The sequence below is a fragment of the Aeromonas sp. DSM 116730 genome, from assembly GCF_046581335.1.
Taxonomy (GTDB): Bacteria; Pseudomonadota; Gammaproteobacteria; order Enterobacterales; family Aeromonadaceae; genus Aeromonas; species Aeromonas rivipollensis.
Genome location: NZ_CP144265.1, coordinates 948,148 through 973,772 on the forward strand (window position 1 = coordinate 948,148; position 25,625 = coordinate 973,772).

The window sequence follows — 25,625 nt, forward strand, 5'->3', positions numbered from 1 at the left end:
AGCCTCATATAAATCAATGAATAATATTCAGGGTGTTAAACATGTGGATTATATAATACTTTATGCGCCGATTTTTTCCGAGCAATAAAATGAAACATGTTTTCCAGCTTGCCGACAGGGTGAAGTGTTACCCATCGATTTTATTCAGAGTTGCCACCTTAGCACTGCTATTTAATTCCATCCTATATTGCCACTCTGCTATTGCCGCCAGCAAGCTCCCTTTGCAAGTGATAAAGGTGGGGGTGCTGAAGGGTGGCTGGGGGCCATTTCAGCAATGGGATGGAAATAATGGCAGCGGCTTCAGTGTTGAACTGATGGCCTTATTGGCCAAGAATCTTGACTATCGCATCGAATGGAAAGTCTATTCGGACTGGCGTCATCTATATAAGGCGAGCTGTCGCGGTGACGTCGATATTTTGCTGGATGCCTTTCGCGCCGACGAACGCAAGTGTATCTCCTACAGCCGCCCCTACTATTCATCCCCGACCGTGGTCGTGGTTCGCCACGACAGCTCGCTCTTTCGGGATGTCAGCGGCCTGAGTCAGGCCAGGATCGCCATCGAGATCGGGTTTCTGACGGACAAGCTGGTCCGGCTGCACTATCCGTCGGTTTCCCGCATCCTGTTTTCCGATTCGAGCTCGGCCCTGCGCGCCGTGCTGGAGGGGAAGGCCGATGCCTATATTGGCAATCTGCATGTCACCAACGAGTTCATCGGGCAGCACCCTGAGCTGGCCGTGGTGGCCCAGTCCCCCCTCCTGATGGAGAGCCTCCATCTGGGAGTCAGCAGACATAAACCCAGTCTGGGGGTGCGGCTCGACACCGCCATCCAGGCCCTGACGGTGGAGGAGCGCACCGAGCTTGAACGGCGCTGGCTGGGGGGTAGCCGCCTGAGTTTTCAAGGTCATAGCGGCTTCTTGCTGCGACCGGATGAGCGGGAGTGGCTCGCTCAGTTGCCCCCGCTCAGAGTCGGCCTGCTCGAGGGTTGGGCGCCCTTCTCGTTTTTGGACAGCCAGGGGCGGGTAAGCGGGCTCATCGGCGACTACCTCGGCCTGTTCAAGGAAAAACTGGGTCTGGCCTATCGCCATCGAACGGACCCAAGCCGTTCGGCTCTGTTGCAGGCGCAGCTCCATCAGGAGGTGGATCTGATAGTGTTGCCCCTTCGCGTCAGCCAGCGGCTCACCGGCTGGCAGGTGAGCCAGCCTATCGCCTCCTTCCCCGTGGTCATCGCCACTGCGCGGGGCAACCACAGCATAGGGGGCTTTGCCGAGCTGGCGGGCAAGCAGCTGATCGTGACCGATCGCATGCTGGTGGCCGAGCTGAAGGCACGTATCCCCCATGTCATCGTCACTGTGGTGTCCGGCCCTGAGGAGGGGCTGGCAATGGTGGCCGCCGGTCGTGGGGATGCCTATATGGGCAACCTGGCCGTGCTCTCCCGGGTGATTGATGAGCGCTTCGGCGACAACCTGCACATAGTCGCCCCCACCCCGTTTCGGGACGAGCTGGTGGTGGCGGTGCGCGAGTCCTATGCCCCCCTGCTGCCCCTGATCAACCGGGTGCTGGCGAGCATGAGCGACAAGGAGAAACAGCAGATCCGCAATACCTGGCTGGCCTTGAACTACAGCGAAGGTATCCCGTGGCAGAAGCTGCTGCGCACCCTGATCCCCATCGGGGCCGGCGTCCTGCTCGCCATCCTCATCCTCAGCATCGCCTACTGGCGTCTGCATCGGGAGATAAGGCGCCGCCGCGAGGTGGAGGCGGCACTCGCCCATGCCAAGGAGCTGGCGGAGCGGGCTGCCAGCAAGAAGGCCGAGTTTCTGGCGACCATGAGTCACGAGATCCGCACCCCCATGAACGGCATCCTCGGCATGGCGGAGCAGTTGAGTTTTACCCCGCTGGATCTCGAGCAGCGCCAGATGGTCGCCATCATCAACCAGGGGGCTGAGGGGTTGCTGCAGCTCATCGGCAATGTGCTGGATTACGCCAAACTGGATGCGGGCAAGATGCAGCTGGCGCCCACCTCCTTCCTGTTGCGGGAGCTGGCCGACAATGTGCTCACCATGATCAGCAGCGAGGTGGAGCGCAAGGGGCTGCAGATCTATCTGCGGGTGGATGATGAGGTGGGGGCGCGCTTCAACGGGGATGTACTCAGGCTCAAGCAAATCTTGTTCAATCTGGTGAGCAATGCGGTCAAGTTCACCGAGCGTGGTTTTATCGAGCTGTCGATAAGCCAGGAGTGGCAGAGTGCCGGTCAACAGCGGCTGCTGTTCGGGGTGCAGGACACCGGCATCGGCATGAGTGCCGAGGTGCAGGCCCGCATCTTCAATGCGTTTGAACAGGCCGACGGTGCCACCACCCGCAATCATGGCGGCACCGGGCTTGGGCTCAGCATCAGCCATACCCTGGCGGAGTTGATGGGGGGGACGCTCAGGCTGGAGAGTGCCCCCGGGGTGGGGACCTTCATCGGCCTCTCGGTCACCCTGGTGCTCGAGCGGCAGAAGGAGTGTGATCCTCTTCTGGCCGGATTGCGGGCCTTCCTGGCCGTGGACGATGAAAGGTTGCGTCATACCCTGCGCCAGCACCTGTTGTCACTGGGGGTGCAGGTGTGGGAGGAACCGGGAGGGGCCGATCTCATCTTCGGCGAGGCGGGTGATCTGCCGGACAACGGCATCTGCATCGCCCCCCTTGGCAATGTGCTGGGCTATCAGCGGCGAGACGGAGTCTACTGGCTCAACAGCAATCCCCTGACCTGGCAGGCGGTGCGGGAGGTCTGTCATCGTCATCTCGCCCTGGGTGAGGTGGCGCCTTTTCCTGCGGCTTCGCCCCTGACAGAGGCCTCCCTGCCGCTGCCCGCTCGCGTGCTGGTGGTGGAAGACAATCCCCTCAACCAGACCCTGATCCGGCGTCAGCTCAGGCAGCTGGATCTGGGGTGCGATCTGGCTGAACATGGCGGGCAGGCACTCCTCATGCTGGAGCAGCAGCCATATGAGCTCATACTGTGCGACTGCCAGATGCCGGTGATGGACGGCTACGACTTTACCCGCAGGGTGCGCGCCACCCGGGACCTGGCCTCCCTTCCCATCATCGCCATGACCGCCAATGTGATGCCGGAGCAGGCGCAGCGTTGTCTGGCCGCCGGGATGAACGATGTGCTGGGCAAGCCGGTGCTGCTGGAGGGGCTGCGTGGCATGCTGATGAAATGGCACCTGCTGCCGTCCCCCGGTTTGCTGGATGTGGCCGCGTTGCAGCGCCTGTTCGGGACGGGTGAGCCCTTAGCGCAGATGCTGCGCCAGTTTTGCGAGGAGCTGGCGCAATCCCTGGCACAGGTGCAGGAGGACGACAAGGGGTTGGCAGACTGGGTGCATCGCCAGGCGGGCACCATCTCCATGATGATGGTCGAGGATCTGGCGCAGCAGGCCTGGCATCTGGAGGAGAAGATCCGCCAGCAGGGGGCGAGGGCGTGCGAAGCCGAATTGAGGGAATTCAGGGCACTGCTTGGACGTATAGTCGAGGAGCTGAGGGGGCATCTCCCTCGTGCCTGAGGCGGCCTCAGCGGGCCGCCATGGCCTGCTGGGTGTGCTGGCTTGGAACCGCGTGCATGGCCTGGGCCAGCCACTCCCAATCGAGTTTGGGGGATCCTGCCTTGAAGCGCTGGTAGGCCTGACCCTGTGCAACGGTCAGGAACAGGGTGCTCGGCAGGCCGAGGCGGTTGAGATAGCGCACCATGACGTCACCCTGATAATGGCGCAGCCGTTGTTGCAGCTCGGGCAGCGTCAACCCTTGCTCCCGGCCCTTTTCATCCCAGATTTCAAACATGTGAGGGCGTTCCTTGCGATTCGAGGCATTCACTGTTTCGAAAAAGCGGGGGCAGGGCAATTGTCAGATCTGACAGTGTCAAATGACCACTGGCCATAAATGCGAAAACCCGGCGCCAGGCCGGGTTTTCTGAAGGATGGTGGAGGGAGAAGGATTCGAACCTTCGAAGGCAGAGCCGTCAGATTTACAGTCTGATCCCTTTGGCCGCTCGGGAACCCCTCCACAGGGGTACTACTTTTTACAGGCCTTTCACGCAATGCAGGAAGATGGTGGAGGGAGAAGGATTCGAACCTTCGAAGGCAGAGCCGTCAGATTTACAGTCTGATCCCTTTGGCCGCTCGGGAACCCCTCCACGGGGTATTTTCCTGATTGTTCGCACTTGAATGGTGGAGGGAGAAGGATTCGAACCTTCGAAGGCAGAGCCGTCAGATTTACAGTCTGATCCCTTTGGCCGCTCGGGAACCCCTCCCCAAGTGCGAGGCCGCATACTACCAGATCCGGCAAGGTTGTGAACCCCTTGGCCGCATTCTGACGACAAAAAAGTGTCAACTGGTTATTTTTTGATATGTTTCGCTCAAAATTCACGCTTTTCAATGACTTTTATGTCGATGTCCTGGGGGGCCGGCAGGGAGGGCATGGACAGAGGAGCCACGATGGGCTCCTCTTTTTTATGCGGGAAAGGGTGGCCGTGGCGAGGATCAGGCTTCTACGGTGCGCGCCTGCTGGCAGCCCTGAACCGCGTGGGCGATGAGTTCGAGGGCGTTCTGCTCGCAGGGGGGGAGTTCGTCGTCGCAGCGCGTCAGGGGGGTGACGCGCTCGCCCCATTTGATGAGGGCGGCACCCCAGGTCAGACCGGCCCCGAAGGCGGCGGTGAGCAGATGGCTGCCTGGCTTGACCCGACCCTGCTCCAGCGCCTCGCACAGGGCGATGGGCACAGTCGCAGCCGAGGTGTTGCCGTACTGCTCTATGTTGACCATCACCTTCTCCATGGGGGCGTTCATCCGCTTGGCCAGGGTCTCTATGATGCGCACATTGGCCTGGTGCGGCACTATGAGGTCGACTTGTTCGGGGGTTATGCCGGCCTGGGCCAGCACGGCACCTGTGGCCTCGCCCATGCCGCGCACGGCGCGCTTGAAGATCTCCTGCCCCTCGAAGTTGAAGGTGAAGAGGCCGTCGATGTCGGCGAAACGCACCCGATCCGTCCCGAAGTTCGGCACGTGCAGTATCTCCCGTGCCTCGCTGTCACAGCCGAGCTTGCTGGCAATCAGGCCGCTCTTCTGCTCGCTCGCCTCTATCACCACGGCGCCCGCGCCGTCGCCAAACAGCACTGCGGTGTCGCGTTTGGCCCAGTCCAGCAGCTGGATGAGACGCTCGGCGCCTATCACCAGCACCTTCTGCATCATGCCGGTCTGCACCAGGGAGGTGGCGACCGAGAGCGCATAGACGAAACCGGTACAGGCGGCATTGAGGTCGAACACCGCCGCCTTGTGGGCGCCCAGGGCCTGCTGCACGGCAGAGGCTCCATTGGGAACTAGCGTGCCCGGGGTGGCGGTGGCCAGTATGATGCCATCGAGTTCACCGGCCTCCAGACCGGCGCAGGCCAGGGCGCGGCGGGCGGCCAGGGTGGCGAGCGCCTGGGTGCTGACGTGGGAGACCCGACGGGCCTTGATGCCGGTACGCGGATAGATCCACTCATCCGAGGTATCCATGATGGTGCTGAGGTCATCGTTGGTCAGCACTGCGGGGGGCAGGCATTTGCCCCAGCCGGTGATATTGGCGTATTTCATCTTGTTATCGCTTCTTGTTGTAGATCGCCCGCGGGCGGAAAAGTGCGCAATTATGTCGTACAGGCTTTCCAGTGTCATCCCGCGGGGAGGGGAGCGCAAGGGGGCGCAGGGAGAACAAGGTGGTGATTTTGCTTAAATTCCCGCTTCTCCATGTCTTAAGATGAGAGCCCGACCCAGGCTCTCCCTCCCCGAGGTGTTGTCAGTGCACAAAGCGAATCTCAACCTCTTGCCCACTCTCAAGGTGTTGCTGGAGACCCGCAACATCAGCCGGGCGGCGGAGCTGCTGCACCTGAGCCAGCCCTCCATCAGCAAGCAGCTCGGCCAGCTTCGCAGCGAGTTTGGTGACGAGTTGCTGGTGCGGGAGGGGCAGCGCTGGCTGCTGACCCCGCGGGCCGAGAGCCTGGCGACGGCGCTTGCCGATTCCCTCGGTGCCCTGGAGCGGCTCTATGCGGCGCCCGAGTTCGCGCCAGAGAGCTGCGAGCGGGTGTTCCGGCTCGCCTCCTCCGACTACGTGGCCCAACACATCTTGCCCGACATCTGTGCGGCCCTGGCCAGAGCCGCCCCTCTGGCGGCGCTGGAATACAGCCTGTGGGACAAGCGCCAGCTGCCGCAGCTGTGGCAGTCCGAGCTGGATCTGGTCTCCACCATCACGGATCTGGTGCCGGATCAGATCCGGGGGCTGCACCAGGGGGAGGACAGGCTGGTGATGCTGATGGGGCGTCACCACCCGCTCTCGGGCACGGCGCCCAGCCTGGATGACTACCTCGCCTGGCCCCATCTGCAGGTGAGCGGCGGCGGCGACAAGGACAGCCCGGTGGAGCAGGTGCTGGCGCCCCTGGGGCTCTCCCGCCGCTGGTTTGCCCGGGTGCCCTTCTTCCAGGCGGCGGTTGAGGTGTTGCTGCGCACCGACTGCCTGATGACCACCCCGGCCCACATCGCCTGGCAGCTGTCCCGGGAGCACGCCCTGAGTTTTTGCGATCTGCCCTTCGCCACCCGGGTGCAGCAGTATCATCTGCTGTGGCACCAGCGACACCACCTGGATCCGGCCCACCGCTGGTTTCGCGAGCTGGCCTACCCCTTCCTGCGGGATCACCTGCAGCGCACCCTGGGGGAGAGCCGCAAACAGCTGGATCTGAAGGCAGACCACCTCAGCCAGGGGTAGTCGGTTATGCCAGCCTATAGCCGTTGGCTATGGGATCTATTCATAACTTTCACTTCTGGCATAGCTGGCCGCCTCCTACCCTGATCACAGTTAGATACATTCAACTTGAGAGAAGGAAAGGGTATGGAAATGACGAGTTGGCTGGCGCTCGCCGCCATTTGCGTGATGGGGGCCATCAGCCCGGGGCCCAGCCTGGCGCTGATCATCCGCAATACGGTGCAGGGGGGACAGGGCCACGGGGTGGCCACGGCGCTCGGCCACGGCCTGGGGGTGGGGATCTACGCCCTCATCACGGCGCTGGGTCTCTCTGTGCTGATCACCCAGACCCCGCTGCTGTTTGATCTGATCCGCTACGGCGGCGCCGCCTTCCTCGCCTGGCTCGGGATCAAGGCGCTGCTGGCCAAGCCCGCCAGTGGCGACTCTGCCGACGAGACGGTGCACGGTGCCCGTGGCCGTCAGGGGGCGTTCGAAGGCTTTATGGTCGCCTTCTTGAACCCCCAGCTCGCCATCTTCTTCATCGCCCTGTTCAGCCAGTTCGTGCACGCCGATACCGGCTGGCGCGAGGGGAGCATCATGATGCTGACCGCTGGCGGCATAGACGCGCTCTGGTACGTGCTGGTGGCCCTGGTGCTCTCCCGGGGGCCTGTGCTGACCTGGCTCAAGGCCAAGTCCTTCGTGATCGACAAGATAAGCGGCCTGGTGTTGCTGGGATTGGCGCTCAAGGTGGTGATCTGAGCTCTCCCGCGGTCTGTCCATGGCTCGCCTGGCTCAAGGCCAAGTCCTTCGTGATCGACAAGATAAGCGGCCTGGTGCTGCTGGGATTGGCGCTCAAGGTGGTGATCTGAGCCCTCCCGCGGTCTGTTCATGGCTCGCCTGGCTCAAGGCCAAGTCCTTCGTGGTCGACAAGATAAGCGGCCTGGTGCTGCTGGGATTGGCGCTCAAGGTGGTGATCTGAGCCCTCCCGCGGTCTGTTCATGGCTCGCCTGGCTCAAGGCCAAGTCCTTCGTGGTCGACAAGATAAGCGGCCTGGTGCTGCTGGGATTGGCGCTCAAGGTGGTGATCTAGACCAGCGTCTAGTGCCAGTGTCGCCAGCGCAATCTCTCTGCTCCCTTCTCCCCTTGCGGGAGAAGGGTTGGGGATGAGGGGCGACCACATAGGCTTGTCTCGGCCCGGCGAGAGCCGCATCTCCTGCTTAGGAATGTCGGCCTGATCCAATCCTGCATTCTGCGGTGATCTTAAGCGGGATCAAGGCGGGGGACGCCGGGGCTCGCTAGAGTGACGGGCATTTCTCGTCCGCCTTCAGACCAGACCCATGCAGGATCATACCCAGACTAACCGCCTCGAGCTGCTGGCTCCGGCCAGGAACCTCGCCTACGGCATCGAAGCCATCAACCACGGTGCCGATGCCGTCTACATGGGCGGCCCCGCCTTCGGTGCCCGCAGCGCGGCGGGCAACTCCCTCGAAGATATCGAAGCGCTGGCGCGCCACGCCCACCGCTTCGGCGCCCAGGTGTTCGTCGCCTTCAACACCCTGCTGCACGACCACGAGCTGGAGCAGGCCCGGCGCCTGACCCACCAGATCTACGAGGCCGGGGCCGATGCACTCATAGTGCAGGACATGGGCCTGCTGGCCCTGGATCTGCCCCCCATAGCGCTGCACGCCAGCACCCAAACCGACAACCGCACGCCGGAGAAGGTGAAGTTTCTGCAGGATGTGGGCTTCTCCCAGGTGGTGCTGGCGCGCGAACTCTCCCTCGAGCAGATCCGTGCCATCAGCGCCCAGACCCAGGTGCAGCTGGAGTTCTTTATCCACGGGGCCCTGTGCGTCTCCTACAGCGGTCAGTGCAATATCAGCCACGCCCGCACCGGGCGCAGCGCGAACCGCGGCGAGTGCGCCCAGCTCTGCCGGCTGCCCTGCTCCCTGCAAACCCCAAAGGGGGAGGTGCTGGTGGAGAACAGCCACCTGTTGTCCCTCAAGGACATGGATCAGAGCGCGAACCTGGAGGCGCTGATCGCCGCGGGCATCCGCTCCTTCAAGATTGAGGGGCGCCTCAAGGGGCTGGACTACGTCAAGAACGTCACCGCCTGGTATCGCCAGAAGCTGGACGCCATTCTCGAGCGCCGCCCCGATCTGGTAGCCTCCTCGGCCGGTCGCTGCTCCTACGGCTTCACACCGGATCCCAAAAAGAGCTTCAACCGGGGCAGTACCGACTACTTCCTCCATGGCCGCCAGCCGGGGATAGACGCCACCAGGAGCCCGAAATATGTCGGTGAACCCCTGGGCCGCGTCAGCAGGGTGACCCGCGATGGCATCGAGATCGACGGCAAACCCGTGGCCCTTAACAACGGCGACGGCCTTGGCTTCTTCAAGCCGGGGGGCGAGCTGGTGGGGATGCGCCTGAACAAGGTGGACGGTAAGCAGTTACTGCTGTCGGAGCGCATGCCGGGCCTCAAGGTGGGCACCGAGATCTTCCGCAACCACGATCAGGCATTCAGCAAGTTGCTGGAGAAGCCGAGCGCGGATCGCCGGATCCGGGTCGATATGCGGCTCTCTGAGTGCGACGAGGGATTGCGACTCGAACTGGTCGACGAGCAGGGCATCGGCGCTGCCGTCACGCTCCCCTGCGACAGGCAGCCGGCCGACAACCCGGCGCGGGCGCTGCAACAGGCGCGCGACCAGCTTGGCAAACTGGGTAACACCCTGTTTGTGGCACGCCAGATTGAGTTGGCATTCACTTCTCCCCTGTTCATTGCCGCATCCATGCTCAACGGCCTTCGCCGGGACGGCATAGCCGCCCTGGAGGCGGCCCGAGCGGCCGCCTACCGGCGACCCGAGCGGCGCATCCCTCTGCGCGACGCCACCTATCCCCAGCACCGGCTCTCCTACCTCGGCAACGTGCTGAACAGTGCGGCCGAGCAGTTCTTCCGCGAACACGGGGTGGGGCGCATCGCCCCCGCCTATGAGGCAAACAAGGAGCAGGGAGAAGTGGTGCTGATGATCACCAAGCACTGCATCCGCTACAGCCAGCATCTCTGCCCGAAAGAGGTGCCCGGCCTCAAGGCCGAGCCGCTGGAATTGAAGATGGGTAAAGACAGTTTCCGTCTGCGCTTTGACTGCCATCGCTGCGAGATGCAGGTGATGGGTAGCCTCAAGGGGTGATGGCTGCCCGTGTGGGCATAGGGCGACAGCGGATTTGATGGCAGTATGAGGGGCGCTGCCTTGTCACGGATATCTTCTGGTGAGCAGCCTTCCCAAGCCTTCCTCTGCTGACAAAGGAGCTGTCATGAACATCAATGAGTTACCGTTTTGCACGACCCGCTGGGCCGACATCCCGCCGACCGAACACCAGGGGGAACGCGGCGTCGCCCGCTGGCACACCCAGCAGTTCGGGGATCTGCGGGTGCGGATGGTGGAGTATTCCCCCGGCTATCTGGCGGATCACTGGTGCAGCAAGGGCCACGTCCTGTTCTGCATCGAAGGGGAGCTGCACACCGAGCTGCAGGATGGCCGCGTCTTCACCCTGACCGCGGGTATGAGCTATCAGGTGGCGGACAACGCCGAGCCCCATAGATCCTACACAGAACAGGGCGCCCGGCTCTTTATCGTCGACTGAGCCACGCCCTTTCCTATTTCCCCTTATCTTCCAGGATCTTGCCCATGCTTGAGCTCAGACCCAACTGTGAATGTTGTGACCAGGATCTGCCCGCCGACACGGCGGTCGCCTATATCTGCTCCTTCGAGTGCACCTTCTGCGCCCAGTGCAACGATCAGTATCTGCATCTGATCTGCCCCAACTGCGGCGGCGAGCTGGTCAGGCGCCCGCGCCGCCCGGCGGCCAAGCTGGCGGCCAATCCCGGTTCCATCAAGCGGGTCTTCAATCCGGCCCTGAAAGCGACCCTGAGCAAGGGGCGCTAGGGCTGCCAGCCCCCTCTGGGGCCATGTCTGCCAACCGCGTCTCCTCAGGCCCTTGACCTTCTCCCGGCTGATGGCGCAGCGGCGTTAGCGCCGGATTTATCCAGAACCTTGGCTCAAAGGCCTTGCAGCGCCCAGCCAAAGAGATACAGCCCCAGGCCGAGCACCCCATGGGTGTTGAGGCTGTGGAGTCGGGCCGAGGCGGGATACGGTGTGCGGGAGGCGGCGATACCGGCCCCCATGCAGGGCTGCATGAGCAGGAAGGGAGCCACTACTGTGCCGATTCCCATGGCGTCATGCGGGGGCACAGGCAGAAGCAGCGCAAACCAGGGGCCCCCGCCGCTGAGCCCTGCTCGGGAGGTCTATAGGCCCGTGTTCAGCACTCGATCCCTTCGAGTTTCAGCAATGCCTGCTTGATGGGCAGGCCCCCCGCATAGCCGGTCAGGCTGCCGCTTTGGCCTATCACCCGATGGCAGGGCACTATGATCGACAGCGGGTTGCGACCGTTCGCAGCCCCGACGGCGCGGCTCGCACTCGGCTTGCCGATGGCGCGGGCTATGTCGCCGTAGCTGCGGGTCTCGCCATAGGGGATGTCGCACAGCGCCTGCCACACCGCTTGCTGAAACGCCGTGCCCCGCGCCGCGAGCGGCAGCGTGAAGCGTTGCAACCGCCCCGCGAAGTAGTCTCGAAACTCGGCAAGGAAGGGGGCGAGCGCCTCGCCGTCCTGCTGCCAGTCGCTCATGTCGGGCAGTGGCCGCAGCCCTGCCACAAAGTCCACGTGCACCAGACCGCGCTCATCGATGGCGACCAGCAGATCGCCGCAGCGGGTGGGCATAATATCGTAGCGGATCATGGGGTTGTCTCCTTGGGTTCGTTGTCTGGGTGCTCCCGGACCGGGTCTGTCAGCAGCGCGGGCTGCTCGCTCATGGCGTGCCACAGCCAGCTCGCGGCGTAGGCGCGCCACGGCTGCCAGGAGGCACTTCGCGCCTCCACCTCTTTTACGGGCAGCTTGGTGCCGCCGCCGAGCGCCTTTTGCAGTACGAGATCCGAGGCGGGGAAGGCGTCCGTGTCCAGCCCGCAGCGCAGCCGCCAGTAAGCGACAGTCCAGGGGCCTATGCCCGGCAGCGCGAGCAGTTGCTCGTCACTCGCGCTGCCCAGGGTGAGGGCGCCGCACGCGAGCGCCGAGGCCAGCCCCTGCAGCGTGCGGATGCGGCTGCCCGGCATGCCGATGCCGTCCAGATCCAGCTCGCACAGCTGGGCAGACGTGGGCAGTTGTGCCACCCCGAACTGCGCCAGGGTGCGCGACACCAGGCGCCCCATGATGGTGATGGCGCCCTTGACCGACACCTGCTGGCCGACGATGGCGCGCAGCATCACCTCGTATTCGTCCCAGCCCCCAGGCAGCCGCACCCCGGGCCAGCGCCCCTGTATCCGCGCCAGCAGCGGATCCTGCCCCAGCAGTTCGCCGATGCGCCCCATGTCCGCGTCCAGATCCCACATGCGGCGCACGCGATACAGTATGTCCGGCAGCGCACTCGGCGGCAGATCCTGCACCGTCAGCCTGAGCCTCTCCCCCTCGAGGGGCTCGATGCGAACTAGCCCCTCCAGCTCGCCGACCCTGTGGCGGCGCTCGTAACCGTGCTCATCCACCCGCTCCAGCCCCGGAATGGCGCGCAGCCGGTAGAACGCGAGCATGGCCCGGGCATCGAATGGCGGGCGATATTGCAGGTGCAGTTGCAGGCTCGTCTGCGGCGTCTCGGCTGGCGCACCACCCTCCCGTTTGCGCAAGGCGCCCGGCGTCAGCCCGTAGGCCTGTTGCCAGGCGTCGTTGAAGCGGCGAATGCTCGCGAAGCCAGACGCGAACGCGACGTCCGTGATGGGCAGATGTGTCTCCGTCAGCAGCCGCTTCGCGAGCAGCAGGCGGCGCGTCTGCTCCACCTGTTTTGGCGAGGCGCCGAGGTGTTGCTCGAACTGGCGCCGCAGCGTGCGCTCAGTGATCCCGGCCTGCGCCGCGAGCGCGCCCAGGCTGCTTTCCCCGAGTTCACCGCGCTCTATGCGCGCCAGCACCTGGGCGACCAGGGGCGGCAGATCCCCGCTCTGGGACGGTGCCAGCTCGGGGCGACAGCGCAGGCAGGGGCGCAGCCCGTGCTGCTCCGCCGCCGCCGCGAAGCGAAAATATTGCACATTGTGCTCGTGAGGCGCCCGCGCAGGGCAGATGGGGCGGCAATAGATGCCGGTGGACAGCACCCCGGTGAAGAAGCGGCCGTCGAAACGTGCGTCTCGTGCGAGCCGCGCGGCATGGCACTGCTCGCGGGTGAGGCCTGGGATGATCTCGTCCTGGGGCGATGAGACGGGGGGCGCTGTGTTCATTACATGACTCGGCTGAGGGGGTGCATGTCCCAGAGACTAAGCGGGTGCAAGGGGAGTGACTAGCCAAAAACGGACAGGGATAGCAAAAAAAGTCGGGCGCTCGGGGAGGGGATGAGAGGGCGCAGCGCTGGGCCGCGCCCCGGGGAAGGCGCCTATTTCAGGTAGCGCTGTTCCAGGTGCTTGCGCAGCCACTGCGGATTGAGCGCCTCGCCGGTCGCGCGGCGAATGAGCTCGTCCGTGCCGTGCAGGCTGCCCTGGGACCAGATGTGGCGGCCGAGCCAGCCAAAGATCTCCGGCAGGCGGCCCGCTTCGATGAGCTGGCCCATGTCGCCGAGCTCTCGCTCGAGCGCGAAGCGCAGCTGCGCCGCGTACATGGCGCCGAGCGTGTAACTCGGGAAGTAGCCGAATGAGCCGTCCGTCCAGTGAATGTCCTGCATGCAGCCATTCTGGTAGTTGCCCTGGGTGGACAGTCCGAGCCACTGCTGCATCTTGCCGTCCCACAGCGCCGGTATGTCCGCGACCTCGATGCGCCTCTCGATGAGATCGCGCTCCAGCTCGTAGCGCAGTATGACGTGCGCCGGGTAGGTCACCTCGTCCGCATCGACGCGGATGAAACCGGGCTCGACCCTGTTGTACAGCTTCTCGAGGTTCGCCGGTGCGAGTGCGGCCTGCTCGCCGAAGTGCGCGCGGATGCGTGGCGCTAGCAGCGAAAGGAACGCGGGCGCATGGCCGAGCTGCATCTCGCAGAACAGGCTCTGGCTCTCGTGAATGCCCATGGATCGCGCCTCGGCGACCGGCTGACCGAGCAGATGGCGCGGCAGCCCCTGCTCGTAGCGTGCGTGGCCCGTCTCGTGGACTATGCCCATCAGGCTGGAGACGAATTCGTCCTCGTTGTAGCGCGTGGTGATGCGCACGTCCGTCGGCACGCCGCCGCAGAACGGGTGGCTGCTCACATCGAGCCGGCCGTGGGCAAAATCAAAGCCGAGCAGCCCCATCACCTCCTGGCCGAGCGCCTGCTGGGTCGCGACCGGGAAAGGGCCCTGCGGGATCAAAATGGTGTCGCGTTTTTGCTGCTCGCTCACCTGCTGGATGAGATCCGGCAGCCAGCTCGTCAGATCGCCGAAGATCTGATCCAGTCTCTTGCTCGTCATGCCGGGCTCGTACAGCGCCAGCATGGCGTCATAGGGGCGCACCCCGAGCGCCTCGGCGCGCAAGCGAGCCACCTCCCGCGACAGGCGTACCACCTCCTCGAGATTAGGGGCAAAGCCCGCCCAGTCGTTCTCCTTGCGCTGGCGGCGCCAGGCGTGCTCGCACTTGCTGCCGGCCAAGGAGAGCGCCTCCACCAGCTCGCTTGGCAGCAGGCTCGCATCCTGCCAGTGGCGCTTGATCTCCGCGAGGTTGGCGCGCTGGATCGCGTCCAGCGGTTCGCTCTCGGCCTTGGCAATCCAGTCGCCCAGCTCGGGGGCGGTGCGCTTGCCGTGGATCAGCACGCCGAGCTCCGCCATCGCCTCGGCGCGGGCCTCGTTGCCCCCCTCCGGCATCATGGCGGCCTGATCCCAGCCGCAGATGGCGGACAGGTGGGAGAGGCGGTGCAGTTGTTGCTGATGTTGTTCGAGTTTCTGGTATGACATGGGATTGTCCTTGTTATCGTCCCTGATGGTATGCACCCCGTACCTGGCATGATCGGGGCAGCCCGATGCTAGCACTGTGCCGCGGGCGAGGGCCACCCTCAGGCGGTCAGCCGAGGCGCTTCTGGTGCCGTTCGCGGTTCTCGGCCTTCTTGCGCTCGCTCTTTCGCAGCAGCACATAGAGCGCGCCGCTGCCGCCGTGGCGACGCTCGGCACTGTGGATGGCCATCACCGCAGGCAGTTGCGGCAACCAGGCACTGACATGGCTCTTGAGCAGGGCGCGCGGGGTGCTGCGCTCCCCCTTGCCGTGCAGGATCAGCAGGCAGCGGATATCCCGCACCTCGCACTCCCCAATGAACTGCACCAGGGCGGTTCGTGCCTCCTTGATGGTCTTGTGGTGCAGGTCGAGGGAGCCTTGCAGCTCGTACTTGCCGAGCCGCAGCTTCTTGTAGACCCCCTCCTGCACGCCGTCGCGCTTGAAGCCGACGATGTCGTGGGGATCCAGCATGGGGACAGCCTCCATGCTGAGGTGATCCAGGGTGAGCCGTTCGGCGGTGGCGGCCTCCCGGCGCGCAAGTTGCGCCTCGGTCGGCAGGCTGTTGCCCGCGCCGGGGGCTATGTGGTCGCTGCGCAGCGGCCGCACGTCGGCCACTTCCTGCAGGAACAGTGAGAGTTCGTCGTTATGAGACACGGCAGGCTCCCCGCATGAGAATGAGGGGGCATTATAGCGGGCCTGGCCTGTGCTTAGAATGGCGGGGGCGCGGCGGGCTCAGGGGCCCGCACCTGGTGTCGCCGTCGGGTTATTGACCCTCTTTCGGCGGCTCGGCGTGCATCACCTTGTAGATGAAATAGACCGCATAGGCGCTGATCAGCAGGAAGGTGCCGATAATCACCAGCATGGACATCAGCCCCACGCTGTTGCCGAACATCAGGTTCATCCAGAATTCCATCTCGTCCACTCCTGTCATTGCGCGATGACAGGCATGATAGATACCTCTTTGGGTGGGAGGAGATGATCTCGATCAAGTCCCTTCGTGGTTATTTAATCGGCAACCCATTCTGTGAGCGGCCTCGCACCCGGCGCCCCGCACGGCGGCAGGGCGCCGGTCTGGCGGACTTAGTCTGCCGCTGCGGGCTCGGTGAGCGGCGTGATGCGCCAGCCCTGCTGCTCCAGCAGCGCGAGCAGCCCCTGCTCGCCGTAAAGGTGCAAAGCCCCTACCACGATAAAGCTCTCGTTTGGCAGGCCGGGCCACTTCTTGACCCAGTTGCGGTTGCGCTCCGCCAGCAGGGTCTGCTCCAGCCAGGCTTGCAGCTTGGGCGGCGCCATCTCCTCTTTGAGCAGGTTGATCAGGGTGGCCTGATCCCCGTTCTGCCAGGCCGCCATGACCTCGGTGAACCCCTTCTCAAGCTCCGGCAGCTCATCCAGGGTGCTCTCCAGCATCAGGGTCTGGTTGTCACCGACGCTCGCCAGATAGCCGAGCTGCTCCAGCAGGGTCTCCAGCCCGACTATGGGTTTGCCGCCGTCGTTTGCCCGCTTGGCGAAGTGCTGATCCACCCCGAATTCACCGCGATAGCCGGTGCGCTCCAGCGCAGCCTGGGTCAGGGTGATGGCGGCAAACCAGGGGCGCAGCGGTGCCAGCATGGCCTCGGTCAGGCCGTTCTGGCCGGCGGCGATCAGGGTGCGCCGGTAGAGATCCATGGGCAGGTGATCCTTGAGGGTCTTGCCATCCACCAGCCGGGTGATGGCTCCCATCTCCTGCCACTGCGCCTGGCTGATGTGGGTCATGTCGACCTCCATCACCAGGGCGCGACTCTGCTGCCAGGCGCGCTCGACGGGATCCGGCAGGGGATAGAGGGAGGGCTTGCCCGCGTGGATGGAACCCAGCAACCAGTGCTGCTCATTGCCCTTGCTGATGCGATAGAAGGCCGGATCGGCAAAGGCGTTCAGCGGCAGCAGCAGCCAAAGCAGTAAGGAAAGCAGCGTGCGATGGAATCTCATGAGGCACCTTATGTGAGCGGGATGAGTGCTCTATGATAAGTCCTCATTTGTCACAGCCAAGAGGTTTCCCATGCCCCACCTTCGCTTTCGGGCAGTTTCTGTCGACACCCTGCAGCAGATAAGCAGGCCCCTGCTGGCGGATCTCTGCGCCCTGACTGGCGGCAAGCCGGAGTTCGTCACCCTGGAGTGTGTCGACAGCATCCAGGTGAGAAATGGCGAGCGAGAGGCCGGTTTCCCCTTCGTGGAGCTGGTCTGGTTCGAGCGCCCGCAAGAGCTGCAGGATGCCGCCGCCGCCCTCATCACCCGCCACCTCAAGGCGGTGCTGGGGGAGCAGACCTATGTGGTGGTGCAGGTGCTGCCCATCGTCAAGAGCGCCTACTACAGCAACGGCCAGCATTATTGAGCGTGAGTGGAGAGCCTTGCTGAAACAGTTGCTGTCCAGATGGTCAAATCCAGGTACGACAGCAAGGGCCAGCACTATTGATCAGATGCTGGCGTTCGGGCGGGGATCCGTTCCCGCCGTGGATCACACCGACTTGCCGAGGATCCGGTCAAGCCAGCGGCTCGGCAACAGGCGGCGCAATATGCTGAACAGCCTGGTGGGCAGGGTGACTGGGTAGCGGTGCTTGGGACGCTTGCTCTGCAGCGCGTGCAGCAGCGGCGGTATGCAGGCCTCGCTCGGCAGGGTGAAGCCGCTGGTGGACCCCTCTTTCTCCAGCCGGGTCAGGGTCTGGCGATAGGCCCCCTGATGGCGGCTCTGGGCCGGATCTATGTGGCGCACGAAGGCGTCACGGGCATTGGCGCGAAACCGGGTGTCGATGGGGCCTGGCTCTATCAGGCTGATGTGCACGCCGCTGCCCTCGAGCTCGAGGCGCAGGGTGTCGGTGTAGCCTTCCAGTGCGAACTTGCTGGCGTTGTAGGCGCCGCGATACTTCATGGCCACCAGGCCAAGCACAGAGCTGTTCTGCACTATCCGCCCCTCACCCACGGCCAGCATGGCCGGCAGCACCTGACGAATGAGATGGTGCCAGCCAAACAGATTGGTGTTGAATTGCGCCTTGAGCGCCTCCGTCGGCAAGTCTTCCAGCGCGCCGGGTTGGCCGTAGGCGCCGTTGTTGAAGAGCCCGAACAGGCGTCCCCCGGCCAGCGCCAGCGCCTCTGCCGCCCCCCGCTCTATGCTGGCGGTGTCCGCCAGATCCAGCTGCACAGCCAAGAGACCCTGCTGTTGCAACTGGGCGACATCCTCGACCTTGCGGGCGGAGGCGATCACGGTGAAACCGTGGGCGCCGAGCGCCTTGGCGGCGGCGAGGCCGATGCCGCTGGAGCAGCCGGTGATAAGCACGAAGGGGTGGGGCATGAAGATCATCCTGATTGGCGGCTAGCACAGGGCCGAAGTAGGCATGGTAGCCCGAGCGCCACCAAAAACAAAACCGGGCCACGTGGCCCGGTTTTCGGTCAGAACAGATGCCTGATTACATGATGGTGAACGGCATGATGATGTGGAACTTGACGTCATGCTCGGAGCTGAACATGTTCGGGTAGTACCAGCTGCCCTTGTCGTCCTGCTCGTTGTTGTAATCGGTGTAGTGCAGCTTGAACAGAGTGCCCTTCAGCTTGCCATCCTGCACCGTGTACATGACGTCGAAGTTGACGGCCCACTCTTTGCCCGGCTCCAGGGTGCCGTCGCCATTGTTGGCATCCCAACCGTAGGCACCGGAGACACCAGCGGCCCAGCCCGGAGCACCGACCAGATCATCCAGGGTACGAGTGGTACCGAAGAAGACGGCCTTCTCTTCGTTGTGGTTCCAGTCTGAGCGGGAATCCCACCAGATCTCGTTCGCACCCTGGGAGTTGCCGTAGCCGCGGGTCAGACGGGGCAGGTAGTTGCCCAGATCCCCTTCGGCCTTGGTGTACATACCTTCCAGGCGGAAGGAGTAGGGACCGGCTGCCCAGCTTGCGGTCAGGGCTTGTTGCCATGCCAGACCGTCATAGTCTTCGTTCTCGGTGTCGGAACCGTAGAACTGGTAGCTGGTGTTCAGGCCACCCAGCACGTCAAACTTGTGAGCCAGCTTGAAGTGGTAGCTGTCCATGTAGCCTTCGGCTTGACCGAAGCCACCTGTGATGGCGGTGCCGTCTTCGAAGGTGTAACGGGCGGCCAGACCGTGGATGTAGTCGATCTTGTTCGCATCGGTGAAGGGATCGCTGGCATAGGGGCTGCTCTTGGAGAAGCCGGCTGTGTTCTTGAACCAGGGCGCCTTGTACTCGTCGGCGATGGCGTAGGTCAGGTAGAGGCCACCGAAGTTGCCCTCGATCTGGCCACCACGGTAGGTACCGGGTTGATAGGACCAGTTGACGCCTATGATGCCGGGTACATACAGCTGGGTGTAACCACCCTTGGCGGTGACAGAGTCACCGAACTTGAGCTTCAGGGCGGCGGTGGAGAGGCTGAAGCCATTCTCGGGAACACCGTCACCACCTGAACCCCACTGGTCGCCCCAGAAGGAGAATTCGTTCTCTTCGTTGACGCCATTGCTCTCGTCAACGGCCAGGTCATAGGCGCCAAAGCCGCCGACATCCAGCCCGACCATGCCCCAGGCATAACCGGAGTTGTAGTTCAGGGCCGCCTGGGTGGTGGCATGGCTCAGGTTGGAGTGGTATTTGCCATCCTGACCCGGACCGGCCTGGACGCGATCACGCTCACGCTGGAAGTAGAACAGGCCGCCTGTCAGCTTGCCTTCGTCGATGAAGGCTTCATAGGACTTGCCATATTCCGGGCTCATCATGTCTTGAGCCGCGGATGCCATGCCGGGGGCGAGCAGCGCCGCAACCACGGCGGCACTCAAAGAGGCGCGCTTGAAGATCACTTTTTCCATTTGTTATTGCTCCTGATTTTATGGACTTAGCTTTTTTTTCCGGCAGTCAGGCAGAGGCCCGCCGCTCGGTATTGGCATTGCAATCAACACCCCGCAGGGCAAAAAGAAACTGTTCTGTGTTGTGCCCGTCTGCCCGGACGCCTTGGCGCATCACTGAAGGGCAATCTGCATCTTTACAGTCATTATTTTTTAGGTCTCGATCCTTGGCGATCTGACACCACCAAGAGTACGTTCGCGGTGCGAAATATCAACCGGAAGTTCCCGCCAAGTTTCAAAAATATGACCGAGTGCAAAGAATCATGATTCTTGGTGTGGGCACTCTCAGCCCGCTCATGTCGGTAATGAGAGCGTTTTCAGGTGGTTTTTTCCGTTTAGCTGGGGGGATCTTGGCGCGGAAGCAGAACTTTCTTTGTTAACCCGACGGCAACATATAATTTTGTGTCACAAAAAAAGATATCCGCACCTGCCGGGGCGGCGCCCTCTGGCCGGGCGGCGTCGAGCCGACTCCATGGCAGGGGGTCACCGCATCCGGCAGGGCAGCGCGGGGGCGGACTTGAATGAGGGCATATGAAGGGGTTGGCCCGGCGCAAACAGAGGCGCCGGGCCTGATGAGGGGCGGGTGACTCAGGCCTGGCTCAGGATCCGGGGGATCTGCTGGGCCTGGTGGTGGATGTGCTCCGACACTTGCACCGAGAGGCGGCTGCCCTGGCGGGCGTGCTGGCTGATGCGGCCGATGAGGGCGGCGAAGCTGGCCAGCCTGTGCTCCTGGCTCCTGGCGTTGTCGGCCCCCTGCAGGGCGATGACGGCTGTGCTGCGCGCCATCTCCCGCACCGTCTGGGTGGTCTGGCGCAGCTGTTCGGCCTGCTGGCGCTGCCCGGCGGCTTCTGTCGTGATGCGGGTCAGTACAGTGGCGAGCTGATCCCCCGCCTGGGTGAGGCTGGCCAGGATCTCGGTGATCTGGCCGAGGGAGCGCTGGGTGTCGGCGGAGAGGTGGCGCACCTCGTCGGCTACGACCGCGAAGCCGCGTCCCTGCTCGCCGGCGCGGGCCGCCTCGATGGCGGCGTTGAGCGCCAGCAGGTTGGTCTGCTGGGAGATGTGGCCGATGACATCGACGATGGCGGTCACATCCTCCACCGAGCGGGTCAGCTGGGCCAGGGCGCCGCTGCTCTCGTCGATGGCGAGGCCGGTCTGGGCGGTGGCTGCCAGCATGCCCCCCACCAGCAGCTCGCTCTGGCTCATGGAGTGCTCGTTGTGCTGGGCGTGCTCCGCTATCTCGGCGGCGACCTGGTGTACCTCGCTGGCGAGCTGATTGAGCTCCTGCATCATGGTGTCGCTCTCATCCACCGCCTGCTCTGTGGTGCGGGTGCTGTGATGGATCTCCTGCACCTGCGCCACCATCTCCTGCAGGCTGGAGGAGATGCTGGAGAGCTGGCCCGCCTTCTGCTGCTGATCCTGCTGCAGGCGCTGGATCAGGCGGTTGTAGCTCGCGACTATGTCGGCCAGCTCGTTGCGCTCGCGCCCCGTTGCCAGCAACTGGGCCTGACCTGTGGCATCGAGCTGCAGGAAGGCCGCCCGCAGTCGCAGCAGGGGCCTGACCAGCCAGCGGCGCTGCACCAGGGCAAACAGCAGGGCGACCACCACCAGGCAGAGCGCCAGGGAGCCGAGTATGGTGGCGAGCTCCCGGTTCATGGTCTGGCGGGCGGCGGCGAGCCGCTCCCCCAGCTGCTCACCGGCCTGCAGCAGCTGCGTGATGTCCTGCTGCACCATCTGGCGCGCCAGCTGCTGCTGTTGCAGCGCCTTGCGGCTGCTCTCCAGCTCCTGGGGATAGCGTTTGAGCAGTGAGACCAGCTCGGCTTTGGGTTGTTCCCCCAGCTCCTTGCGCACCGGCTCTCCCAGGGTGAACTCATCGGCGGCGGCCTCCTCGAAGAGATTCAGGCTCGGCAGGGCCGCCAGCGCGTCCGCCTGTTTTTGCAGGGCAGAGAGTTCGAACTGCAATCCTTCGAGGCGCTTGGCGCTGGCCTGCTCCATGTAGTTCTGGCGCTGGTGGGCGAGGGCAGGCAGGGTCGCCAGTATGTCGGCGGCCCCCTGGCGATAGGCCTCGGCGCTGGCCGGAACCTGATCTGCCCCCTGCTGGCCGTAACGCAGCAGCGCCCGGGCCTGGGTGGTCAGCTCGTTCTCGGCGTTTTGCAGCAGCCACTGGCTGTTGCCGGAGAGCTTGCCCGCCGCCAGGTAGTCCCCCTCGATGCGCGCTCCCATCTGCTCGAGCCGGGCGTGCAGCGGACCGGCTTGCTGCCCGTCCAGCTGCGCCAGCAGCGCGAGCGCCTGCTGACGCACACCCTGGGCCTCGGCCAGGCGCAGGGGATCGCCGCTGCCAAGGTAGTCGCGAAGGGCCCCCTGCAGGGGGCCGCTCAGTTGTTGTTGCAGGCGCTCCTGCTGGCGCTGGGCCTGTTCGGCTCGATTGAACTGCTGCCAGCCGTGAAACAGGGCGGCGGCCTGAACGCCGGCCACCAGCAGCAGTACCAGGGAGGAGAGGGAGGCATAATGGGCAATTTTCACATCTGAGTCCTGCTTGAAGCACGCAATGGGCGTGAGCTTAAGCAGGGGAGATGGCGTTTTTATGACAGCGGTTGCGCCGCTTTGCGGCTCCCGGGCGTCTTCACCAGCAAACCGAGCAGGGCACCGCCCATGATGAGTGCTCCCGCCAGCAGGTGGCGCGGGGTGAGCTGCTCACCGTTGAGCCAGACCAGCAGCAGGGTGCTCAGCAAGGGGGTGAGGTAGGCCAGGGCCCCGATGCGGCGCGGATCCCCGTCCCGCAGCGCCAGATACCAGGTGACGAAGGCGGCCCCCATGGGACCGAGGGCCAGCCCGGCGATGAGCAGCCAGTCCCCCTGGGGGATATGGGCGAGGGGCAGCGGCCCCTCCAGCCCCCAGGCGAGCAGCAGGGCCAGGAGCCCCGCGGGCAGGCAGGCGGCCGCCGTGACCACGGCGGGGGCGGGGGGCAGGCGGCGGGAGAGCACTGAATAGGCGCCCCAGACGATGGCGGCGCCGAGCGCCAGCAGGTAGCCCGGCAGATGGGCCTGCTGCAGTTGTAGCTTGCCGTCCACCATCACCAGCACCGAACCGGCGAGGCCCAGGGCCCCGGCCAGCAGATGGTGCAGGCGCAAGGGGTGGCCCGGCAGCAGCAATGGGGTGAACAAGATGATGCACAGGGGCCAGAGGTAGTTGATGAGGTTCGCCTCCAGCACGGGGGCATGGCGAAAGCTCATGAACAGCAGCAGGTGATAGAGCAAGAGGGCTGTGATGGTCACCAGCCAGGTGACGGGCCTCGCCCGCCACTGGCGCCAGAACGGCAGTGTGCCCGCGCCGCAGAAGAAGAGCACCAGCCCTACCAGCACCAGGGGCGAGACGCTGGTGATCCGGGAGGTGAGGGCCGCGAGCGAGGCCCACAGCAAGATGGTGAGCAGCGCAAAACCGGTGGACTTGTCCCACCAGGAAGAAGCAGACATCCAACACTCCTTTGCAAGATGAATAAAAAAAGAGGGCCAGTCTAGCAGACTGGCCCTGGTCACACAGCGTTGCCGTGCCGCCGTTATGACTCCCTGCTCGGCACTACGCTGGCCGCCGGGGTCAGGGACTGGCCCCTGACGTACCAGACGATGAGCGCCAGCACCAGCAGCGGCAGCACGGGGTCGAACCAGGTGCCGCCGGAGCCGAACACCAGGTTCAGCAGGGCGACGCCGGTGCCGCCTATGGCCCAGGCTATGGTGGTGGGGATGGACCAGACGATCATCTGCTGCTTGACGTCCGAGATCCCCATCATGCGGTTGACCACCCAGAACAGGCTGTCGTTGAAGTAGCCGAAGAAGAGCGACCCCATGGTGGCAGCCTGGGCGGCCAGCAGCATGTTGACCCCGGGGATCTGCGCCAGTATGGGGGCCGAGATGGAGGCCGCCGTCACCATGGCCACAGTGCCGGATCCCTGGATGAGGCGCACCAGGGTCGCCACTATGAAGGGGATCAGTATGGGGGAGATGGGCAGCTGGGCTATCTGCTCGGCGAGCTGCTGGCCCGCGCCGCTGTCACGGAGCACGGCACCCAGAGCGCCCCCTGCCCCTGTCACCAGCAGTATGATGCCGGCCGATTGCAGCCCCTCTTCCAGCCGGGCGGCGGTGGCGTGTCTGTCCATGTGCGGCACTAGCGTATAGACCGCCAGCAGCACGCTGATGGCGAGCGCTATGATGGGGGTGCCGATGAAGTTGACGCCCTGCACCAGGGGGTTCTCCATCAGGCCGCCCATGCCCTCCAGGGTGGCGAGAGTGGTGAAGATGGCCTTGACGAAGATCAGCACTATGGGCACCAGGATCGGCAGCAGCGACAGGGTCAGGCTCGGCAGACTCTTGCCCTCCTTCTCCTTGATGTACTGCTCGTAGGTGGACTGCAGCTCATCCGGGGTCTGGGCGGCCTTGGCGCCGAACTCGGGGTACTTCTTGTCGAGCCACTGGGCGTAGAAGACGATGCCGAGCACGCAGGGGATGGCCAGGGCCATGCCCATCAGCAGCATGGCGCCTATGTCCACGCCGAACAGACCGGCGACGCCGAGCGGCCCCGGGGTCGGCGGCACCGTATGGTGGGTCACCACCAGGCCTCCCGCCAGGGCGACCCCCAGGGTCAGGATGGAGCGCTTGCCGCTTTTTGCCAGCGCCTTGGCCACCGGATAGAGGATGACGAAGGCGGAATCCACGAAGATGGGGATGCTGACGATGTAGCCGGTGATGGCCAGGGCCCACTCTTCACGGCGCTTGCCGAGCCACTTGATGAAGCTGTAGGCGATCTGCTCTGCGGCCCCCGACACCTCCAGCAGGCGGCCCATCATGACCCCGAGGCCGATGACGATGCCGATGCTGCCGAGGGTGGAGCCAAAGCCCTGGGTGATGACGGTGAGGGTCTTGTCTATGGTCATGCCGCCAGTGATGCCTGCGATGCAGGCCGCCGCCAGCATGGCGATCAGGGCGTGCACCCGGGTGCGGACCACCAGGAATACCAGTACGAAGACGGCGATGACCAGGCCGATGATGGGGGTAGGGATGTCGCTCATGATGCCTCCTGCATGTCATGGGTGATGAAACTGTCGATGATGTCGGCAAAGGTCCTGTCTGCCACGAAGCCGAGGGCGCTGGCGCGCTGGTTGTCGATGCGCCCCGGCCAGCTTGCGACTATGCGCTCGACGGCCGGGTCGGCGGCAAACTGCACCCTATCCCGGGCCCCCTGACCACCGGCCTTGGCGAGGGTCTCCAGCATCTCGCCGACGGTCACGCTGATGCCGGGCAGGTTTACGCTGCGCCAGTCGCCGGTGGTGGGGAGTCTGGCCGCCAGCAGGAAGTTCGCGACTACGGTGGCGGGGCTCGAGAGCCAGAGGCGCAGATCCGGGCTCACCGGGCAGATGGCGTTCTCACCCTGCAGCGGCTCGCGGATGATGCTGCTGACGAACGACGAGGCCGCCCGGTTCGGTTTGCCCGGCCGCACGCAGATGGTGGGCAGGCGCAGCACTAGGCCATCCACATAGCCCTTGCGGCTGTAGTCGTTGACCAAGAGCTCCCCCATGGCCTTCTGGGCGCCATAGGAGGAGGTCGGGGTCAGCGCAGTGCCGTCGTCCACCAGGGCGGGCAGTGAGCCGCCGTAGACCGCCAGCGAGCTGGTGAAGATGAAACGGATGCCGGGTCTGGTGTGGCGGCAGGCCTCCAGCAGGGTGCGGGTGGTGTCCAGGTTGACCTTCCAGCCGAGATCGAAGTCCTGCTCCGCATGGCTGCTGACGATGGCCGCCAGGTGGTAGACCACGGCGGTCCGCTCGGTGATCAGGGACTCGGCGACCCCGGGCTCGGTGAGGTCGGCCTGGAGGCAACGCACCCTGGGGTCCGCCATGGGGGCCTGCGGCTGCTGTATGTCCACCAGCAGCAGCTCGGTGAAGGGTTGTGTGCTCTGCAGCAGGGCCCGGGCCAGTTTCTGGCCCAGGAAGCCACCGCCGCCGGTGATGATGATCTGCATCTCGTTATCCTCAGACTCGTTCATGTGTAGGGTGTCGT

General features: G+C 64.3%; 23 protein-coding genes and 3 tRNA genes. 8 read left to right on the plus strand and 18 right to left on the minus strand.

Going from position 1 to position 25,625, the window contains the following annotated elements; translation table 11 throughout:
* Positions 1–89: 89 nt before the first annotated feature.
* Positions 90–3,539 carry a transporter substrate-binding domain-containing protein gene (locus Aeroheme_RS04520; protein WP_411166767.1) on the plus strand — a complete coding sequence of 1,150 codons (3,450 nt, stop codon included), beginning with the start codon at positions 90–92 and terminating at the stop codon, positions 3,537–3,539.
* Between the two features lie 7 nt (positions 3,540–3,546).
* Here Aeroheme_RS04520 and Aeroheme_RS04525 read toward each other — a convergent pair whose 3' ends face one another.
* The 5 genes from Aeroheme_RS04525 to Aeroheme_RS04545 all read right to left on the minus strand — a co-directional run bounded on the left by Aeroheme_RS04525 (position 3,547) and on the right by Aeroheme_RS04545 (position 5,600).
* Complete coding sequence (locus Aeroheme_RS04525) at positions 3,547–3,813, minus strand: hypothetical protein (protein ID WP_262111469.1); 267 nt, start codon at positions 3,811–3,813, stop codon at positions 3,547–3,549.
* A gap of 137 nt (positions 3,814–3,950) precedes the next feature.
* A tRNA-Tyr gene (locus Aeroheme_RS04530) sits at positions 3,951–4,035 on the minus strand.
* Positions 4,036–4,080: 45 nt separating this feature from the next.
* Positions 4,081–4,165, minus strand: a tRNA-Tyr gene (locus tag Aeroheme_RS04535).
* A 32-nt stretch (positions 4,166–4,197) separates the two neighbouring features.
* Positions 4,198–4,282 (minus strand) — tRNA-Tyr (locus Aeroheme_RS04540).
* A 229-nt stretch (positions 4,283–4,511) separates the two neighbouring features.
* Positions 4,512–5,600: a ketoacyl-ACP synthase III gene (locus Aeroheme_RS04545; RefSeq protein ID WP_411166768.1), complete on the minus strand. Its 1,089-nt coding sequence runs from the start codon at positions 5,598–5,600 to the stop codon at positions 4,512–4,514.
* 202 nt (positions 5,601–5,802) lie between these two features.
* Here Aeroheme_RS04545 and Aeroheme_RS04550 point away from each other — a divergent pair, with 202 nt between their 5' ends.
* From Aeroheme_RS04550 to Aeroheme_RS04575, 6 genes are all read left to right on the plus strand, one after another.
* Complete coding sequence (locus tag Aeroheme_RS04550; protein WP_234678295.1) at positions 5,803–6,762, plus strand: LysR family transcriptional regulator; 960 nt, start codon at positions 5,803–5,805, stop codon at positions 6,760–6,762.
* Between the two features lie 123 nt (positions 6,763–6,885).
* Positions 6,886–7,497, plus strand: a complete 612-nt coding sequence (locus Aeroheme_RS04555; protein ID WP_303810087.1) for a LysE family translocator — start codon at positions 6,886–6,888, stop codon at positions 7,495–7,497.
* Positions 7,498–7,626: 129 nt separating this feature from the next.
* Entirely contained in the window at positions 7,627–7,827 is a 201-nt protein-coding gene (locus Aeroheme_RS04560; RefSeq protein WP_411166769.1) for a hypothetical protein, read from the plus strand.
* A 247-nt stretch (positions 7,828–8,074) separates the two neighbouring features.
* Entirely contained in the window at positions 8,075–9,922 is a 1,848-nt protein-coding gene (locus tag Aeroheme_RS04565) for a peptidase U32 family protein (protein ID WP_411166770.1), read from the plus strand.
* Between the two features lie 124 nt (positions 9,923–10,046).
* A complete protein-coding gene (locus tag Aeroheme_RS04570; RefSeq protein WP_411166771.1) occupies positions 10,047–10,376 on the plus strand; it encodes a DHCW motif cupin fold protein in 330 nt (109 codons plus the stop codon).
* 44 nt (positions 10,377–10,420) lie between these two features.
* Positions 10,421–10,678: a DUF1272 domain-containing protein gene (locus tag Aeroheme_RS04575; protein ID WP_408866544.1), complete on the plus strand. Its 258-nt coding sequence runs from the start codon at positions 10,421–10,423 to the stop codon at positions 10,676–10,678.
* Between the two features lie 113 nt (positions 10,679–10,791).
* Here Aeroheme_RS04575 and Aeroheme_RS04580 read toward each other — a convergent pair whose 3' ends face one another.
* The 7 genes from Aeroheme_RS04580 to Aeroheme_RS04610 all read right to left on the minus strand — a co-directional run bounded on the left by Aeroheme_RS04580 (position 10,792) and on the right by Aeroheme_RS04610 (position 16,672).
* A complete protein-coding gene (locus tag Aeroheme_RS04580; protein WP_411166772.1) occupies positions 10,792–10,965 on the minus strand; it encodes a DUF2938 family protein in 174 nt (57 codons plus the stop codon).
* An 86-nt stretch (positions 10,966–11,051) separates the two neighbouring features.
* Positions 11,052–11,528, minus strand: a complete 477-nt coding sequence (locus Aeroheme_RS04585; RefSeq protein WP_408856671.1) for a methylated-DNA--[protein]-cysteine S-methyltransferase — start codon at positions 11,526–11,528, stop codon at positions 11,052–11,054.
* Positions 11,525–13,045, minus strand: a complete 1,521-nt coding sequence (locus Aeroheme_RS04590; RefSeq protein WP_411166773.1) for a DNA-3-methyladenine glycosylase 2 family protein — start codon at positions 13,043–13,045, stop codon at positions 11,525–11,527. Before Aeroheme_RS04590 ends, Aeroheme_RS04585 begins: the two co-directional genes overlap by 4 nt.
* A 152-nt stretch (positions 13,046–13,197) precedes the next feature.
* Complete coding sequence (locus Aeroheme_RS04595) at positions 13,198–14,676, minus strand: carboxypeptidase M32 (protein WP_411166774.1); 1,479 nt, start codon at positions 14,674–14,676, stop codon at positions 13,198–13,200.
* A 106-nt stretch (positions 14,677–14,782) separates the two neighbouring features.
* Positions 14,783–15,364, minus strand: a complete 582-nt coding sequence (gene smrA, locus Aeroheme_RS04600) for a DNA endonuclease SmrA (RefSeq protein ID WP_408818393.1) — start codon at positions 15,362–15,364, stop codon at positions 14,783–14,785.
* A gap of 109 nt (positions 15,365–15,473) precedes the next feature.
* Complete coding sequence (locus Aeroheme_RS04605; protein ID WP_081805766.1) at positions 15,474–15,623, minus strand: DUF3149 domain-containing protein; 150 nt, start codon at positions 15,621–15,623, stop codon at positions 15,474–15,476.
* Positions 15,624–15,790: 167 nt separating this feature from the next.
* Complete coding sequence (locus tag Aeroheme_RS04610) at positions 15,791–16,672, minus strand: TraB/GumN family protein (protein ID WP_106885997.1); 882 nt, start codon at positions 16,670–16,672, stop codon at positions 15,791–15,793.
* A 70-nt stretch (positions 16,673–16,742) separates the two neighbouring features.
* Here Aeroheme_RS04610 and Aeroheme_RS04615 point away from each other — a divergent pair, with 70 nt between their 5' ends.
* A complete protein-coding gene (locus Aeroheme_RS04615) occupies positions 16,743–17,075 on the plus strand; it encodes a DUF1904 family protein (RefSeq protein WP_411166775.1) in 333 nt (110 codons plus the stop codon).
* Between the two features lie 123 nt (positions 17,076–17,198).
* On the opposite strand, the gene Aeroheme_RS04620 is transcribed toward Aeroheme_RS04615, so the two are convergent.
* From Aeroheme_RS04620 to denD, 6 genes are all read right to left on the minus strand, one after another.
* Positions 17,199–18,029, minus strand: a complete 831-nt coding sequence (locus tag Aeroheme_RS04620) for an SDR family oxidoreductase (protein ID WP_111909864.1) — start codon at positions 18,027–18,029, stop codon at positions 17,199–17,201.
* A 115-nt stretch (positions 18,030–18,144) separates the two neighbouring features.
* The gene (locus tag Aeroheme_RS04625) at positions 18,145–19,545 is read right to left on the minus strand and encodes an OprD family outer membrane porin (protein ID WP_106885999.1); all 1,401 of its coding nucleotides are present in this window, start codon (positions 19,543–19,545) and stop codon (positions 18,145–18,147) included.
* A 624-nt stretch (positions 19,546–20,169) separates the two neighbouring features.
* Positions 20,170–22,101: a methyl-accepting chemotaxis protein gene (locus tag Aeroheme_RS04630; RefSeq protein WP_411166776.1), complete on the minus strand. Its 1,932-nt coding sequence runs from the start codon at positions 22,099–22,101 to the stop codon at positions 20,170–20,172.
* 59 nt (positions 22,102–22,160) lie between these two features.
* On the minus strand, positions 22,161–23,051 hold the full coding sequence (locus Aeroheme_RS04635) for a DMT family transporter (RefSeq protein WP_111909866.1): 891 nt from the start codon (positions 23,049–23,051) through the stop codon (positions 22,161–22,163).
* Positions 23,052–23,134: 83 nt separating this feature from the next.
* A complete protein-coding gene (locus tag Aeroheme_RS04640; RefSeq protein ID WP_163156899.1) occupies positions 23,135–24,640 on the minus strand; it encodes a GntP family permease in 1,506 nt (501 codons plus the stop codon).
* Positions 24,637–25,587 carry a D-erythronate dehydrogenase gene (gene denD, locus Aeroheme_RS04645; RefSeq protein WP_411166777.1) on the minus strand — a complete coding sequence of 317 codons (951 nt, stop codon included), beginning with the start codon at positions 25,585–25,587 and terminating at the stop codon, positions 24,637–24,639. The genes Aeroheme_RS04640 and denD overlap by 4 nt, the downstream gene beginning before the upstream one ends.
* Between the last annotated feature and the right edge of the window lie 38 nt (positions 25,588–25,625).